The sequence below is a fragment of the Streptomyces sp. NPDC036764 genome (genome assembly GCF_055609385.1).
This window is the reverse complement of record NZ_JBVJPT010000001.1, coordinates 1612232-1630144: the sequence shown is the minus strand read 5'-3', so window position 1 is coordinate 1630144 and position 17913 is coordinate 1612232. Positions and strand designations below refer to the sequence as shown.

1 protein-coding gene is annotated in these 17913 nt (G+C 73.9%); it reads right to left on the bottom strand.

Annotation, left to right across the window (positions count from 1 at the left end):
* Window positions 1-36: 36 nt before the first annotated feature.
* A complete protein-coding gene (locus ACZ69Q_RS06495; RefSeq protein ID WP_471037319.1) occupies window positions 37-17886 on the bottom strand; it encodes an SDR family NAD(P)-dependent oxidoreductase in 17850 nt (5949 codons plus the stop codon).
* Window positions 17887-17913: the final 27 nt, after the last annotated feature.

Sequence of the window (17913 nt, the reverse complement as noted above, 5' to 3'; positions counted from 1 at the left end):
CCCTTTGTCACCTCAGGGGCACGCCAAGGCCCGGCGTCAGCCCTCGAGTTCCCGATCGATGATCGCGAACATCGAGTCCAGCGAGGCGGAGTCGATGTCGTCGTTGTCCTGCTCGGTTGCTGCTGTGCTCGGTTCGTCGTCGAGGCGGGCCGTCATGGCCCGCAGTCGGTCGCGCAGTTCCTTGCGCGCCGTTCCGTCCTGATCGGCCATCGCGAGGACGGCCGCCTCCAGCCGGTCGAGTTCGGACAGGCTCGGCGCGGCGCCGCCTTCGGCGCGGGCGAACTCGGTGCTCAGACGCGCGGCGAGATCCGCCACGGTCGGGTGGTCGAAGATGAGGGTGGCGGGGAGCTGCAACCCGGTCACGGTCTTCAGACGGTTACGGAGATCCACGGCCGTGAGCGAGTCGAAGCCCAGCTCCTTGAACGCCCGCGACGCGTCCACCGATCCGGCCGAGGCGTGCCCCAGCACGCCGGCCACCTCGGCCAGCACCGCGTCCAGCACCATGCGGTCCCGTTCGACCGAGCCCAGCCCACGCAGCCGCTCCACAAAGCCGCCGCCGTCGGCGGCACCGTTCGAAGCGGCCGCCTCCCAACGCCGTCCCGCCGTCGGGACCAAGTCCCGCATGACGAAAGGCACTTGCCCGCTCGTCAGCGCGGAGGTGCGCAAGGCGACAGGGACGGCGTTCGGTTCGTTGACGGCGAGCGCGACATCCAGCAGAGCCAGCCCCTCGCCCGTCTCCAGCGCCGGGAAGCCCTGCCGGGCGAGCCGCTCCAGTTCCGGCCCGCCGACGGTGCCGCCCATACCGTCCGCGTGCGCCCACATGCCCCAGGCCAGCGATACGCCGGGCAGCCCCTGGGCACGGCGAGCGGCCGCGAGGGCGTCGAGGACGTTGTTCGCGGCGGAGTAGGCGGCCTGACCGGCGTTACCCACGACACCCGCGAAGGAGGAGAACAGAACAAAGGCGGACAGGTCACGGTCGGCCGTCAACTCATGCAGATGCAGAGCCGATTCGACCTTCGCCGCCATGACAGCCACCAAGCGTTCCTCGGTGAAGTCAGCGATCAGACCGTCATCGAGAACGCCGGCCGCATGCACGACGGCGGACAGATCGACGCCGTCCAGTACGGCGGCCAGCGCCGCGCGATCGGAGACGTCACACGCCCGCACCTGAACACGGGCACCCAACTCCGCCAGTTCAGCGGCGAGTTCGGTGGCACCGGGAGCTCCGTCCCCACGCCGGGAGACGAGCAGCAAGTCCCGTACCCCGTGCTCGGCGGCCAGGTGCCGCGCGACCTCCGCACCCAATCCACCCGTCCCGCCCGTGATCAGCACCGTGCCCTCGCCGCTCCAGGGCGACGGCACCCGCAGCACGACCTTCCCGACATGCCTGGCCTGCCCCAGCAGACGCAACGCCTCCGGCGCTCGGCACAGGTCGTACGAAGTCAACGTCACCGGCCGTAGCACGCCCTGCTCGAACAGGTCGAGCAGCACGGCCCACATCCCGGCGATCCGCTCCGGACCCGCGTCCATGACGTCGAAGGCGGTGTAGTCGATGCCGTGCTCGGCCCGCACTCGCTCCGCGTCACGGATGTCGGCCTTGCCCATCTCCACGAACCGGCCACCGGGCCGCACCAACCGCAGCGAGGCATCCACGAACTCACCCGCGAGCGCGTCCAGCACGACATCGACGCCCGGCCGGAACCGGTCCGCGAACTCGGTCGTGCGCGAGGAAGCGATCCGCTCCTTCGCCAACCCCAGCTCACGCAGCACCGGCCACTTCGGCTCACTCGCCGTCGCATACACCTCGCCGCCAAGGTGCCGGGCGAGCTGCACGGCGGCCATGCCGACGCCACCGGCGGCGGCATGGATCAGCACGGACTCGCTCTCCTTGAGTCCGGCGAGGTCGACCAGGGCGTAGTAGGCGGTCAGGAACACGATCGGCACGGACGCCGCCTGCTCGAACGACCACCCCTCCGGCACCCGCGCCAACAACCGGCTGTCAGTGACGGCCGACGGACCGAACGCACCGTCCAGCAGACCCATCACCCGGTCACCGACCGCGAAGCCGATCACCTCAGGGCCCAGCTCCACGACGACACCGGCACCTTCGTACCCCAGCCGTCCCGCATCGCCTGGGTAGGTGCCCAGCACGTTCAGTACGTCACGGAAGTTCATACCGGCGGCCCGTACCGCCACCCGTACCTCACCGGCCCTCAGCGTTCGCCGCTCCTCGGTGATCACCGCCACGCCGTCGAGACGGCCCCGCTCGGCGACCTCCACGCGCCAGGACGTGTCCGGGGTCGCGGGCGGCGGTACCAACAGGCCGTCGGTGGCCATCGGCGTCAGGCGCGGGAGCCGGATCCGGCCTTCGCGGACGGCGAGTTGGGGTTCCTCGCCGTGTGCGAGGTGGTGGGCGAGGGTGCGGTGGGAGGCGGAGTCGTCGTCCAGGTCGGCGAGGAGGAACCGGTCGGGATGCTCGCTGATCGCCGACCGGACCAGGCCCCAGGCGCCGGCGCCGGTCAGGTCGGCGCCGTGTGCGCCCGGGGCAGCTCCGGCCGGGACCGCGTCGTAGGTCGTGACGACCAGACGCGTTCCGGTCAGGCGCTCGTCCGCCAGGCAGGTCCGCATGGTCCCCAGGAGACCAGCGATCGGGCTGAGGACTTCACCAGAGTTGACGGTGATCTCCGGCCGGGACGCGGTGCCGTCGCGCTTGCTGCCCGCTATGGGAACTATCACCGCGTCGGGCGCCTCTGCGCCCGCGTCGAGGGCGGCGAGGAGAGCTGCTAGGTCGTGGTGCCGGGTGATGGGGACATCGGCGGCGGCCCACGACTCCTCGGCGTGTGCGTCCGGCGAGAGCAGCACCAGGCGCTGTCCGAGGGCGAGTTCGTCGGTGTCCGGGGTGTGGGCAGCCGGCGCCCAGGCCAGTCGGTACAGGTGGTCGACGCCGGCCGGCGTGCGCAGGTCGGCGGCGGACACCGGGCGCAGCAGCAGGGACTGTACGGCGGCCACGGGGGCGCCGACGGCGTCGGCCACGCGCAGGGCGACCTCGCCGTCGCCGGTCGGGTGGAGGTGGGCGCGCAGGGTCGTGGCACCGGCGGCCGTGACGGAGACGCCCGACCACAGGAACGGCAGCAGGGCCTCGCCGTCGTCGTTGCCGCCGGTGGGCAGGGCGAGCGCGTGCAGGACGCTGTCCAGCAGCGCGGGGTGCACCGCGTAGGCGGCGGCCTCGGTGGCGCCGGGCTCGGGCAGTTCGGACTCGACGTAGAGGTCGTCACCCTGCCGCCAGGCGCGGCTCAGTCCGCGGAAGGTGGGGCCGTAGTCCAGTCCGGCCGTGGCCAGTCGCTCGTGGAGTCCGTCGAGCGGCAGCGGTTCGGCGTCGGCCGGCGGCCAGGCGCGCAGGTCCCAGTCGGGCTCGGCCCGGCGGGTGGCGAGGGTGGCGGTGGCGTGCAGGGTCCAGGGCGCGTCGGCGGGTGCGTGCTCGGGGCGGGCGTGAATGCGCAGGACGTGGGTCTCGTCGGCCTCGGGAGACTCCACGGAGATCTGGACCTGTGCGGCGCCGCCCTCGGCGAGGACGAGCGGCGCATGCAGGGCGAGGTCGGCGACATGGTCGCGGCCGACCCGGGCACCGGCCTGGACGGCGAGTTCGAGCAGAGCGGTGCCGGGAACGACGACCCGTCCGGCGACCACGTGCTCGGCCAGCCACGGGTGAGTGTCGGCGGACAGCCGCGAGGTGAGCAGCAGGGTGTCCGACCCGGCGACGGGCAGCGCCGCGCCGAGCAGCGGATGCCCGGGGTCGCCGAGGCCGAGGCTGTCGGCGGCGGCGTTGGCCCGGTTGGGCCGCAGCCAGTAGCGCTGCCGCTGGAAGGCGTACGTCGGCAGCGGGACGTTGCGCGCGCCGGATCCGGCGAGGACGGCGGCCCAGTCGACGTCGGCGCCCCGGACGAACAGCTCGGCGACCGCGCCGAGGAACGTCTCGGCCTCGGGCCTGCTCTTGCGCAGCACGGACACCGCCGTGCCCCCGGCGCCGGCCTCGACCAGACCGCTCAGCACGGGATCGGGGCCGATCTCCAGCAGCCGTACGGCACCTTCGGCCGTGACCGCCTCGGTGGCGGCCTCGTGGAACCGGACCGGTTGCCGGATCTGGCGTACCCAGTAGCCGGCGCTCGTCCAGTCGCCGTCGGCGAGCGGGGCACCGCTGACGGTGCTGATCGCCGTGCACCGCGGGGTGCCGTAGTCGATCCGCTCGGCGACGGCGGCGAACTCGTCGAGCATCGGCTCCATGAGCGGGGAGTGGAAGGCGTGCGAGACGCGGAGACGGGTGACCCGGCGACCACGTTCACGAATCGCCGCCATGACCCGCTCGACGCCCTTCTCGCTCCCGGAGACCACCACGGCGGCGGGGCCGTTGACGACGGCGATCGACACATCCCCTGTGGTCAGCAGGCCGGCGATCTCCGCCTCGCCGGCCTCGACGGCGGCCATCGCGCCACCCTCGGGCAGCGCCTGCATCAGCCTTGCCCGAGCCGCCACCAGCCGCACCGCGTCCGGGAGTTCGAAGACGCCGGCCGTGTACGCGGCGGCGTATTCGCCGATGGAGTGCCCCAGCACCACATCAGGCGCCACACCCCACGAACGCAGCAACTCGACGGACGCGACCTGGACCGCGAACAGAGCTGCCTGCGCGTAACCAGTGCGGTCGAGGAAGACGGCGGCCTGGGAGCCCTCGTCTGCGAACAGCACGTCACGCAACGGCAGCGGGAAACCCTCCACGCCGGACAGCTCCGCCTCCAGCAGCGCGACGGTCTCGTCAAAGGTGTGCGCGAACTGCGGGTAGACAGAGTGGAGTTCACGTCCCATGCCGAGACGCTGACTGCCCTGACCGGTGAACATCCACGCCGTACGGCCCTCGGTGACGACGCCGGTCACAGCGGGCCCGGCGAGCCCCGACCGAAGCGCCTCACCGTCACGCCCGAGGACCACGGCCCGGTGTTCCAGGGCGGCCCGCGCCGTGGCCAGCGAAAGTCCGACGTCCACCGGGTCGGGCCGGCGTGCGTCGAGGTCCTGCGAGAGGCGGGTGAGCTGGGCGTGCAGAGCCTGCGCGCCGCGGCCGGACACGGGCCACGGGACGACCGGCGGGGCCGTCACCGTGCGCTGCTCCGGCTCCTGGACGGCCGGCGCCTCTTCGAGGATGACGTGGGCGTTGGTGCCACTGATGCCGAAGGACGAGACGCCTGCCCGACGCCGCCGTTCACCGCGCGGCCACGCCCGCTCCCGCGTCAGCAGGCGTACGGCACCGGAGTCCCAGTCGACGTGTGTCGAGGGCTCGGCTGCGTGCAGCGTGCGCGGCAGGGTCTCCTCCCGCAGCGCCATCACCATCTTCACCACGCTCGCGACACCGGCCGCCGCCTGCGGGTGGCTGATGTTCGACTTGACCGAGCCGAGCCACAGGGGGTCCTCGTCGGTCTTGGCCTGGCCGTATGTCGCGAGCAGGGCCTGTGCCTCGATCGGGTCGCCGAGCCGGGTACCGGTGCCGTGCGCCTCGACCGCGTCCACGTCCTCGGGGCGAAGACCGGCCGCCGACAGAGCCTGTCGGATCACCCGCTGCTGGGAGGGCCCGTTCGGCGCGGTGAGCCCATTGGACGCACCGTCCTGATTGACGGCCGAGCCCCGCACCACGGCCAGGACGGGATGACCGTTGCGGAGCGCGTCGGAGAGGCGTTCGACGACGATGATGCCGGCGCCCTCGGACCAGCCGGTGCCGTCGGCGTCGTCGGCGAAGGACTTGCAGCGCCCGTCCGCGGCGAGGCCGCCCTGACGGGCGAACTCCAGGAACATGCCCGGGTTGGCCATGACGGTGGCACCGCCCGCGAGGGCCATGTCGCACTCACCGGACCGCAGCGCCTGACAGGCCAGATGCAAGGCGACCAGAGCCGACGAGCAGGCGGTGTCCACCGACACCGCCGGCCCTTCCAGGCCGAACAGATAGGACAGCCGGCCCGAGGCGACGCTCGGGGTGCTGCCGGTGAGCAGGTAGCCCTCGGTCTCTGCGGTCGTCTCGTGGAGGTGGCCGCCGTAGCCGTTGGCGGAGACGCCCGCGTAGACGCCGGTCGCCGTGCCGCGCAGGGAGGTCGGGTCGATGCCCGCGCGCTCCAGCGCCTCCCACGCCGTCTCCAGCAGCAGCCGCTGCTGCGGGTCCATCGCGAGCGCCTCGCGCGGGGAGATGCCGAACAGCTCGGCGTCGAAGTCCCCGGCGTCCGTGACGAAGCCGCCGACGGCCGCGGTGCCGTCGAGGGCACGGGTGTCCCAGCCGCGGTCGGACGGGATCGGCGTGATCGCGTCCTTGCCGGTGACGACCAGGTTCCACAGGGCGTCGGGCGAGTCCGCGCCGCCCGGGAACCGGCAGCCGAGGCCCACGATCGCGATCGGGTCGTCGGCGTCGGCGTGCCCGGCGGAGCGGGTCGTGCCGGCCGCGTCCGTCGGGTCGTCGTCGCCGAGCAGGTGGGTGCGGAGGTGGGCGACGAGGGCGCCGGGCGTGGGGTGGTCGAAGACGAGCGTGGCGGGCAGGGCGATGCCGGTGGCGGTGCGCAGCCGGTTGCGGAGGTCCACGGCGGTGAGCGAGTCGAAGCCGAGGTCCTTGAAAGCCCGGTCCGGGTCTATCTGTGCGGGCGAGGCGTGTCCGAGGACCGCCGCGACCTGGGCACGCACCGTGTCGAGCAGGAGGCGTTCCCGCTCGTCGGGCAGCAACCCGCGCAGTCGGTCGGCGAGTTCGCCGCCTCCGGTACCGAGCGGGCGGCGGGCATCGCGACGGCGTCGGACGGCGGGGACCAGGTCGTGCAGGACAGCGGGCAGGGTGTCGTGACCGGCCTCGGCGAGCGCGGGGAAGCGCAGGGCGACAGGCACGGCGGTCGGCTCGTCGAGCAGCAGCGCGGCGTCGAGCAGGGCGAGGCCCTGGCCGGTCTCCAGCGCGGGGTAGCCCTGCCGCGCCATCCGCTCCAACTCGGCCGCATCCAGCGTGCCGCCCATGCCGTCGGCATTCGCCCACATGCCCCACGCCAGCGACACGGCCGGCAGCCCCTCGGCCCGGCGCGCCGCAGCGAGAGCGTCCAGGGCGTTGTTCGCGGCGGCGTAAGCCGCCTGGCCAGGATTGCCGACCACACCGGCGAACGACGAGAACAGCACGAACGCCGACAGCTCACGATCAGCCGTCAACTCATGCAAAAGCAACGCCGATTCAGCCTTCGCGGCCACCACACGGCCCAGCCGTTCAGCCGACAGGTCACCGATCAGGCCGTCATCGAGCACACCCGCCGCATGCACCACACCCGACAGATCCACCCCGTCAAGGACAGCGGCCAGCGCATCACGATCAGCCACATCACATGCCCGCACCTGGACACGAGCACCCATCTCCTCTAGTTCTGCCGCGAGTTCGGCGGAACCAGGGGCCCCGGGACCGCGCCGGGACACCAGCAGCAAATCCCGTACCCCGTGCTTGGTGACCAGGTGCCGGGCGACCTCCGCACCCAGACCACCCGTCCCACCCGTGATCAACACCGTGCCCTCACCACCCCACGGCGACGGCACGGAAAGGACAACCTTCCCGACGTGCTTGGCCTGGCCGAGCAGGCGCAGCGCCTCCGGCGCCTGGGAGATCCCGTATGCGGTGACCGGGGCGGGCCGCAGGATGCCGTCCTCGAACAGCTCCAGCAGCGCGGTCCACATCTCGGCGATCCGGTCCGGACCGGCGTCCATCAGGTCGAACGAGCGATACGACACCCCATGCTCGGCCCGCACCTCGTCGGCATCGCGGATGTCGGTCTTGCCCATCTCCACGAACCGCCCACCCGGCCGCACCAACCGCAGCGAAGCGTCCACGAACTCACCCGCAAGCGAGTCCAGCACCACATCCACACCCGGCTGGAAGCGCTCCTCAAAGTCCGTCGTCCGCGACGAGGCGATCCGCTCCTCCGCGACACCCAGCCCCCGTACGACCGGCCACTTCGGCTCACTCGCCGTCGCGTACACCTCGCCGCCAAGGTGCTGGGCAAGCTGCACAGCAGCCACGCCGACACCACCGGCCGCGGCGTGGATCAGCACCGACTCGCCCGCCCGCAGCTCGGCCAGGTCCAACAGGGCGTAGTAGGCGGTCAGGAACACGATCGGCACCGAGGCCGCCTGCTCGAACGACCACCCGTCCGGGACCCGCGCCAACAGCCGCGCATCGGAGACGGCCGACGGGCCGAAGGCGCCGTCCAGCAGCCCCATCACCCGATCGCCGACTGCCAGACCGGTCACCTCGGGGCCGACCTCCACGACCACACCGGCACCCTCATGCCCCAGCCGGCCGGGGTCGCCGGGGTACATGCCGAGGACGTTCAGTACGTCACGGAAGTTCACCCCCGCGGCCCGCACCGCGACCCGTACCTCGCCGGGTCCCAGTGGCTGTCGGTCCTCCGGGACGAGTGCGACGCCATTGAGGCGCCCCTGGGCGACGACATCCATCCGCCACCCGTCGCTCGATCCGGCGGGCGGCAGCAGTACGTCGTCGGTGACCGCCCGAACGAGACGCGGGACGCGCACAGTGCCCTGGCGGACGAGCAGTTCGGCCTGGCCGGGGCAGCCGGCCAGCGCCCGATACGACTCCGCCGAACCGTCGACGTCCGCGAGCCGGAACCGGCCCGGGTTCTCGCCGGCCGCCGAGCGCACCAGGCCCCAGACGGTCGCGCCGGCGAGGTCGGTGACGTCGTCGCCGACGGCCCGGGAGGTGACGAACAGCAAGTGGGAGCCCGCGAGGCGGGGTTCGGCCAGCCAGCCTTGAACGAGCGCGAGGGCGGCGGAGGCCACGTCGGTGAGGGAGCGGTCGGCCGTTGCGACCGGTGCGAGGACCGTGTGCGGCGCCTCCTCGCCTGCATCGAGTGCCGACGTGAGGGCCGCGAGGTCGGCGTGGACGCGGGCGGGGGCGTCGGGCAGGAGCCCGGGGTCGCCTAGCACGGTCCACGTCGCTGTCGTTGCGTCGGCCGCGGCCTCGGCTTCCGTCAGGGGGCGCCAGTCGAGGCGGAACAGGCTGTCGCGGAAGGCGCTGTCGGCGGTGGTGAGCGCGCCTGCTGACAGGGGGCGCAGGGTCAGGGCGTCGGCGCGGGCGACCGGTTCACCGGTCGGGTTGGCCACGTACAGCGTGACGGTGTCGTCGGCGCGGGGTGAGATCCGGACGCGGATTGCGCCGGCGCCGACGGCCGACAGTTCGACGCCGGACCACAGGAACGGCAGCAGCGCGCCCGCGTCCTCGCGCTCCCACAGCCCCAGCGTGTGCAGGACGGCGTCCAGCAGGGCGGGGTGGAGCCCGAATCCGTCGGCGCCGCCCGTCGCGGATTCCGGCAGCGCGGCCTGGACGAACCAGTCGTCGCCGGAGCGCCATACGGCCTCCAGGCCGCGGAAGGCCGGGCCGTACGACAGTCCGGCTGCTCCCAACCTCTCGTACAGCCCGTCCAGTTCGACGGGCTCGGCGCCCTGTGGGGGCCAGGCCCGCAGGTCCCACTCCTGCCCCTCGGCCGAGGGCTCGGTCGAGGCCAGGACGCCGGAGGCGTGCACCGTCCAGGGCTCGTCGGTGGCGGTCTCGGGGCGGCCGTAGACGTACAACTGCCGGCGGCCGTCGGTGCCGGGCGCCTCTACGCCGAGCTGGATCTGTACCGGGCCGGTGTCGGGGAGGACGAGCGGGGTGTGGAGGGTGAGTTCGTCGACGCGGTCGAGGCCGACGCGTTCGCCGGCGGCCAGGGCCAGTTCGAGTACGGCCGTGCCCGGCAGGATCACCGAGCCCGCCACGGTGTGGTCGGCGAGCCAGGGCTGGTCGGCGGTGGACAGCCGGGCAGTCAGCAGGACGGTGTCCGAGCCTGCGACGGGCACGGCGGCGCCGAGCAGCGGGTGTCCGGGGGTGCCGAGGCCGAGGTCACCGGCGGCCAGGGTGGCGCGCGGCGCGTCGAGCCAGTAGCGGCGGCGCTGGAAGGCGTACGTCGGCAGGGGCACCTCGCGGGCGCCCGTGCCGGCGAAGACGGCCGCCCAGTCGACCGGGGTGCCGCGTACGAAGAGCTCGGCGACGGCCCGCAGCAGGGTCTCGGCTTCGGGGCGGTCCCTGCGCAGGGTCGCCGCGGCGGGTACGTCGTCGGCGAGCGCGGTCAGGACGGGGTCGGGGCCGATTTCCAGGAAGCGGCCGGCGCCTTGGGTCCGGGCTGCGGTGAAGGCGTCGTGGAAGCGGACGGGGCGGACGATCTGGTCGGCCCAGTAGGCGGGCGTCGTCCAGTCGTCCTCGCCGAGCGGGGCGCCGGTGACGCTGCTGACGGCGGGGACCCGCGGCGTGCGGTAGGTGATCTCTGCGGCGACCTCGGTGAACTCGGCGAGGACGGGCTCCATCAACGGCGAGTGGAACGCGTGCGACACACGCAGGCGTGTCGCCCGGCGGCCTTCCTCGCGGGCCCGCTCGACCACCGCGTCCACGGCGGCCTGGGTGCCCGAGACGACGACCGACGTGGGTCCGTTGACGGCCGCGAGCACCGCGCCGTCCGGAAGCCTGCCGGACAGGTCCGCCTCGGCCGCCTCCACCGCGGCCATCGCTCCGCCCTCGGGCAACGCCTGCATCAGCCGGGCACGGGCCGCCACCAGCCGTACGGCGTCCGGCAGTTCGAAGACTCCGGCCGTGTGGGCGGCGGCGAACTCGCCCACCGAGTGGCCCAGTACGGCCTCCGGCGCCATCCCCCACGACCGAAGCAGCGCGACCAGCGCCACCTGTACCGCGAACAGCGCGGGCTGGGCGTATCCCGTGCCGTCCAGCACACTCGCGTCGTCCGCGAACAGGGCGTCCTTGAGGGGCCGGTCGAAGCCGAGCTGCGCGTCCAGCAGCGCGCACACCTCGTCAAGCGCGGCGGCGAACACGGGGAGGGTTTCGTACAACTCCCTTCCCATGCCTGCCCGTTGACTGCCCTGGCCGGTGAACATCCATGCCGTACGGCCGTCGGTTGCGGACCCGGTGATGCCGGGCCCGGCGAGCTGGGCGCGCAGGGCGTCCAGGTCGGGGCCGAGCAGGACGACACGGTGTTCCAGCACCGCCCGTGTCGTGGCGAGGGACAGGCCGGTGTCCAGCGGGTCCGCGTCGACGGGGGCCAGCCGGGCGAGTTGGGCGCGCAGCGCGTCGGCCGAGCGTGCCGAGACCACCCACGGCACGGTCGGCAGCGGGTGCTCGGGGCGGGGTTCGACTGTGGGGCGGGGGGCGGGGGCCTCCTCGATGACGACGTGGGCGTTCGTGCCGCTGATGCCGAACGAGGAGACACCGGCGCGGCGCGGTCGGTCGCCCTGCGGCCAGGCGCGCTCCTCGTGCAGGAGCCGCACCGCGCCGGACTCCCAGTCCACGTGGGTGGACGGCCGGCCGGCGTGCAGGGTGCGCGGCATGCGTTCGGCACGCAGCGCCATCACCGTTTTGATGACGCCGGCCGCGCCCGCGGCGGCTTGCGTGTGGCCGATGTTGGACTTCACGGCGCCCAGCCAGAGCGGCTCGTCGCGGTCCTGGCCGTAGGTGGCGAGGAGGGCCTGGGCCTCGATGGGGTCGCCGAGCCGGGTGCCGGTGCCGTGGGCCTCGACCGTGTCGACGTCAGCCGGTGAGACACCGGCGTTCGCGAGGGCCTGGCGGATCACGCGCTGCTGGGAGGGCCCATTGGGCGCGGTGAGGCCGTTGGACGCGCCGTCCTGGTTGACGGCGCTGCCCCGCACGATCGCGAGCACCGGCCGTCCCTGCCGGCGTGCCTCGCTCAGCCGCATCAGCACGAGCACGCCCGCGCCCTCGGCCCAGCCCGTGCCGTCCGCCGTGTCGGCGAAGGCCTTGCAGCGGCCGTCGGCGGCGAGTCCGCCCTGCCGGGAGAACTCCACGAAGGTGGTCGGCGAGGCCATGACGGTGACGCCGCCCGCGAGGGCCGTGTCGCACTCCCCCGACCTGAGTGACTGGCACGCCAGATGCAGCGCCACGAGGGACGAGGAGCACGCGGTGTCGACGGTCACCGCGGGGCCCTCGAAGCCGAAGACGTAGGAGACGCGCCCGGAGAAAACGCTGCCCGCGTTGCCGTTGGCGAGCAGGCCCTCGACCTCGCTGGGCACGGTGTGCAGGCGGGCGTGGTAGTCGTGGTACATGAGGCCCGCGAACACGCCGGTGCGCGAGCCGCGCAGCGACAGCGGGTCAACGCCGGCCCGTTCCAGGGCCTCCCACGACGTCTCCAGCAGCAGCCGCTGCTGCGGGTCCATGGCGAGCGCCTCACGAGGCGAGATCCCGAACAGTTCGGCGTCGAAGTCGGCCGCGTCGTGCAGGAAGCCGCCCTCGCGTGTGGCGGAGCTGCCTGGGCCCTCGCCGTGCAGGGCGGTCAGGTCCCAGCCGCGGTCCGTCGGGAATTCCGAGACGCCGTCGGCGCCGGACGCCACCAGGTCCCACAGCGCCTCCGGCGAGTCCACTCCGCCCGGGAACCGGCAGCCCATCCCCACGATCGCGATCGGCTCGTCGGTGCCGGCCGTGGTGCGGGCGGTCGTGGCCGGGAGGTCCGCCGCGCCGAGGAGTTCGGTGCGCAGGTGGGCGGTGAGGGCGAGCGGGCTGGGGTGGTCGAAGACGAGGGTGGCGGGGAGTTGGAGTCCGGTGCCGGTCTTGAGTCGGTTGCGCAGGTCGACGGAGGTCAGGGAGTCGAAGCCGAGGTCCTTGAAGGCGCGGGTGGGTTCGACGGACCCCGTGCCGGTGTGGCCGAGGACTGCGGCGACCGACGTCTGTACGAGGTCGAGCAGCAGCCGGTGCTGTTCGTCGCCGGGCAGGGCGAGCAGGCGACGGGCAAGGGCGTTGCCGGTGTCCGTGCCGACGGCGGCCTGGCGGCGGGCGGTGGGCAGCAGGCCGTGCAGGACGGCGGGGGCGGTGTCGCGGTGTGCGGCGAGGGCCGTGGTGTCGAGCGCGAAGGGCAGGGCGAGCGGGTGCTCGGTGCGCAGCGCGGTGTCGAAGAGGGTGAGGGCCTCGTCGGTGTCCAGGGGCGGGAAGCCGTGGCGGCGCAGCCGTGCGACGTCCGCCTCGGCCGTGCGGCCGCCCATGCCGTCGGCCGTCTCCCACATGCCCCATGCCAGGGACAGTGCGGGCAGTCCTTGGCCGTGGCGGGCCGTGGCGAGGGCGTCCAGCACGGTGTTGGCGGCGGCGTACGCGGCCTGGCCGGGGTTGCCGAAGATGCCGGCGACGGAGGAGAACAGCACGAAGGCGTGCAGGTTCTGGTCGGCCGTCAGTGTGTGCAGGTTCAGGGCGGCGGTCGCCTTGGCGGCGAGTACGCGGGTGAGCCGGTCGGGGGTGAGGTCGCTCAGGAGGCCGTCGTCGAGCACTCCGGCCGCGTGGATCACCGCGCTGAGCCGTACGTCGGTCAGGGCGGCGGCCAGGGCGTCGCGGTCGGCGGCATCGCAGGCGACGACCCGGGCGCGGGCGCCGGCCTCGGCGAGTTCGGCGACGAGGACCTCGGCTCCTGGCGCTTCGGGGCCGCGGCGGGACATGAGCAGCAGGTCGCGCACGCCGTGCTCGGCGACCAGGTGCCGGGCGAGGAGCGCACCAAGACCACCGGTGCCGCCGGTGACGAGGACGGTCCCGGTCTCCGGCCAGGGGCCTGCCTCGGCCCCGGGTTCTGCGGCCTCGGTGGCATCGGTTGTGGGCGCGGTGGCCGCCGGTTCGGGGGTACGGGTGACGCGCGGCAGCAGGACCTGCTCGCCGCGGACGACTAGTTGGTCGGCGTCGAGGGTGGTCAGCGCGGTGCGAAGGGTGCGCTGTGCCTCCGGGGTGCCGTCGATGTCGGCGACGGCGAAGCGGCCGGGGTGTTCGCCCGCTGCGGTGCGCAGCAGGCCCCATACGGCGGCGGCGACGGGATCGGTGGCGTCGTCGCCGGCCGCTCGGGTGGTGACCGGCACCAGGCGGGCGTGCGCGAAGCGGTCGTCGGCGAGCCATGCGTGCACCGTCGCCAGGACGCCGGCGGCAAGGGCGTCGACCTCGGTGGTGGTGCCGGAGCCGACGGGGAGGAGCACCGTCGCCGGGTTCGTCGCCGCGAGGGCGTCGAGGTTGGTCCCGTGGACGATCGTCGGGTCGGCGGCCGTCCACGGGGACGGGTCGTCGGTCAGGACGGCCACGACGGGCGCGGCATGGCCCCCGATGTCCGACGACGGCAAGGTGGTCTGCGTCCCCGGCACGACGGGCGCCGCATGGCCCCCGCTTTCGGACGACGGCAGCGTGACCGGCGTCCACTCCAGCCGGAAGAGGCCGCCCATGCGGGGGGTGTCGTCGCTGAGGGCGGTGAACGGGCGCAGGACGAGGCCCTCGACGTCGGCGACGGGCGCGCCGGTCTCGTCGGCGGCGTACAGGGTGACCGTGTCGTCGCCCTGCCGGGTGAGGCGGGCGCGCAGGGTGGCGGCACCGACGGCGTGCAGGTGTACGCCGCTCCACAGGAACGGCAGCCGGGCCCGGTCGGCGGTGTCGTGCGCCAGCGCGAGGGCGTGCAGGGCGCTGTCGAGCAGGGCCGGGTGCAGGCCGAAGGCGGTGGCGTCTCCGGCGCCGTCCGGCAGGGTGGCCTCGACGAGGAGGTCGTCGCCGTCCCGCCAGGCCGCGGTGAGGCCGCGGAACGCGGGACCGTAGGCGAGACCGGCCGCGTCGAGCCGGTCGTACAGGCCGTCCAGCGGGAGCGGTTCGGCTCCGGCGGGGGGCCAGGCCCGCAGGTCCCAGGAAGGGGAGGGACCTGCGGGGGCGAGGGTGCCCGCGGCGTGCAGCGTCCAGGGCGCGTCGGTGGGTGCGCCGTCGGGGCGGGCGTGGACGCGCACGGCTCGGGTGCCGTCGGCCGCGGCGGGCTCGACGGCGATCTGGACGTGCGCGGTGCCGTGCTCGGGCAGGGCGAGGGGGGTGTGCAGGGCGAGTTCGGCGAGGGTGCCGCAGCCCGCCTGGTCGCCTGCCTGCACGGCGAGTTCGACGAGGGCGGTACCGGGCACGACGACACGTCCGGCGACCGTGTGGTCGGCGAGCCACGGGTGGGCGTCGGCCGACAGGGCGGCGGTGAGCAGGACGGTGTCGGTGCCCGCGGGGCGCAGGGTGGCGCCGAGCAGGGGGTGGCCTACGCTGCCGAGGCCGAGGCGGCCGACGTCGGTGACGGTTCTGGTGGGCCGTAGCCAGAACGGCCGGTGGTGGAAGGCGTAGGTGGGAAGGTCGGTGCGGCGTGCGCCGGTGCCGTCGAACAGGGCGGCCCAGCCGACGGCCGCGCCGTGGACGTACATCTCGGCCAGCGCGGTGAGCAGCGACTCGGGTTCCGGTGTGTCCTTGCGCAGGACGGACGCGGCGGGGATGTCGCCGGCCGTGCGGGCGAGGCCGGTCAGGACCGGGTCGGGGCCGATCTCCAGCAGGCGGCTCGCGGCCTGGCGGTCGGTGGCGGTGGTGAGCGCGTCGTGGAAGCGGACGGGGCGGACGATCTGGTCGGCCCAGTAGGCGGGCGTGGCCCAGTCGGCGGCGGTGACGGGGGCCCCGGTGACGGTGCTGACGGCGGCGAGCGTCGGCGGGCGGAAGGTGACGGTCTCGGCGACGCGGGTGAACTCGGCGACGGCGGGGGCCATGTGGGGCGAGTGGAAGGCGTGCGAGACGCGCAGCCGGGTGACGCGCCGGCCCAGCTCGCGGGCGGCGGCCATGACCTGCTCGACGGCGTCCTCGGTCCCGGAGACGACGACCGCGCGGGGCCCGTTGACGGCGGCGATCGTGACCGCGGCTCCGTCGAGCAGGTCCGCGACCTCGGCCTCGCCGGCCTCCACGGCGGCCATCGCGCCGCCCTCGGGCAGTGCCTGCATGACACGGGCGCGGGCGGCGACCAGGCGTGCCACGTCGGCGAGGTCGAACACGCCGGCGACGTAGGCCGCGGCGTACTCGCCGATGGAGTGGCCGAGGACGATGTCGGGCCGGGTGTCCCAGGAGCGCAGCAGTTCGGCGGTGGCGGTCTGGAGGGCGAACAGGGCGGTCTGGGCGTACCCGGTGCGGTCGAGGAGGGCGGCTTCGGGGGTGCCTTCGGCGGCGAACATGACGTCCCGGACGGGGAGTTCGAAGCCGGGTGTATCCGCGAGGGCGGCGTCGAGGGTTTCGCAGACGACGTCCAGGACGGCCGCGAAGACCGGATGGGCGTCGTACAACTCGCGCCCCATTGCGGGGCGTTGGCTGCCCTGGCCGGTGAACATCCATGCCGTACGACCGTCGGTGACCGTTCCTGTGACCGTGCCGGGGGTGGGGTCGCCCGCGGCGAGGGCTGCGGTGCGCTCGCGCAGGATGCCGGGGCCGGTGCCGAGGACGACGGCGCGGTGGTCGAGGCGGGCGCGGCCGGTGACGAGGGACAGGCCCGTGTCGGTGTGGTCGGCGTCATGGGCCGTGAGGCGGGCTGCCTGGGCGGTCAGCGCGTCCTGGCTGCGGGCCGACAGCACCCAGGGCACGACCGGCGGGACGGTCCCCGTGCGCGGCTCGGGGTCGGCGGGGGCCGGGGCCTCCTCGACGATGACGTGGGCGTTGGTGCCGCTGATGCCGAAGGCGGAGACGCCGGCCCGGCGGGGGCGTTCGCCGCGTGGCCAGGGGCGGGACTCGGTGAGCAGGCGGACGTCGCCCTCGGTCCAGTCGACCCGGGTGGAGCGCGTCCCGGAGTGCAGGGAGCGGGGCAGGAGTTCGGCTCGCAGCGCCATGACGGTCTTGATGAGTCCGGCGACGCCGGCGGCGGACTGGGTGTGGCCGATGTTGGACTTCACGGAGCCGAGCCACAGGGGTTCGGTGCGGTCCTGCCCGTAGGTGGCCATGAGGGCCTGGGCCTCGATGGGGTCGCCGAGCCGGGTGCCGGTGCCGTGCGCCTCGACGGCGTCGATGTCGGCGGTGGTGAGGGCGGCGGCGTCCAGGGCCTGGCGGATGACGCGTTGCTGGGAGGGGCCGTTGGGGGCGGTGAGCCCGTTGGAGGCGCCGTCCTGGTTGACGGCGCTGCCGCGGATCACGGCGAGGATCGGGTGGCCGAGTCGCTGGGCGTCGGAGAGGCGTTCGAGGACGAGGACGCCGGCGCCCTCGGACCAGCCGGTGCCGTCGGCATCGTCGGCGAAGGACTTGCAGCGGCCGTCGCCCGCGAGGCCGCCCTGCCGGGCGAACTCCAGGAACATGCCCGGGTTGGCCATGACGGTGGCGCCGCCCGCGAGGGCCGCGTCGCACTCGCCGGACCGCAGCGCCTGGCAGGCGAGATGCAGGGCGACGAGTGCGGAGGAGCAGGCGGTGTCGACGGTGACGGCGGGGCCTTCGAGACCGAGGGTGTAGGCGATGCGGCCGGAGGCGACGCTGGGGATGCTGCCGGTGAGCAGATACCCCTCGGTCTCCGGGGTGGCTTCGTGGAGGTGGCCGCCGTAGCCGTTGCCGGAGACGCCGGTGAACACGCCCGTGCGGGAGCCGCGCAGCGAGGTCGGGTCGAGGCCGGCCCGTTCCAGCGCCTCCCAGGCGGTCTCCAGCAGCAGGCGCTGCTGCGGGTCCATGGCGAGGGCCTCGCGCGGGCTGATGCCGAAGAGGTCCGGGTCGAACAGGGGCGCGTCGTGGAGGAATCCGCCGGCGGCGGTGGTGTCGCCGAGGGCGCCGAGGTCCCAGCCGCGGTCCTCGGGCACGGGCGTGATGCCGTCCCGTTCGCCGGCGACGAGCTCCCACAGGGCCTCGGGCGTGGCGGCGCCGCCGGGGAAGCGGCAGCCCATGCCGACGACGGCGACGGGCTCCCGGGACGCCGTGACGAGGTCCTGGTAGCGCTGCCAGAGCCGGTCGTTCTCCTTGAGGGACTCGCGCAGGGCTTCGACGAGCTCTTCGGAGGATGCAGTCATGTCCTTCTCCACGGTCGCGGTGAACGA

Bases quoted from the DNA above. Each gene is read 5' to 3' on its own strand.
- ACZ69Q_RS06495 (WP_471037319.1), bottom strand. From the start codon at position 17,886: ATGACTGCATCCTCCGAAGAGCTCGTCGAAGCCCTGCGCGAGTCCCTC.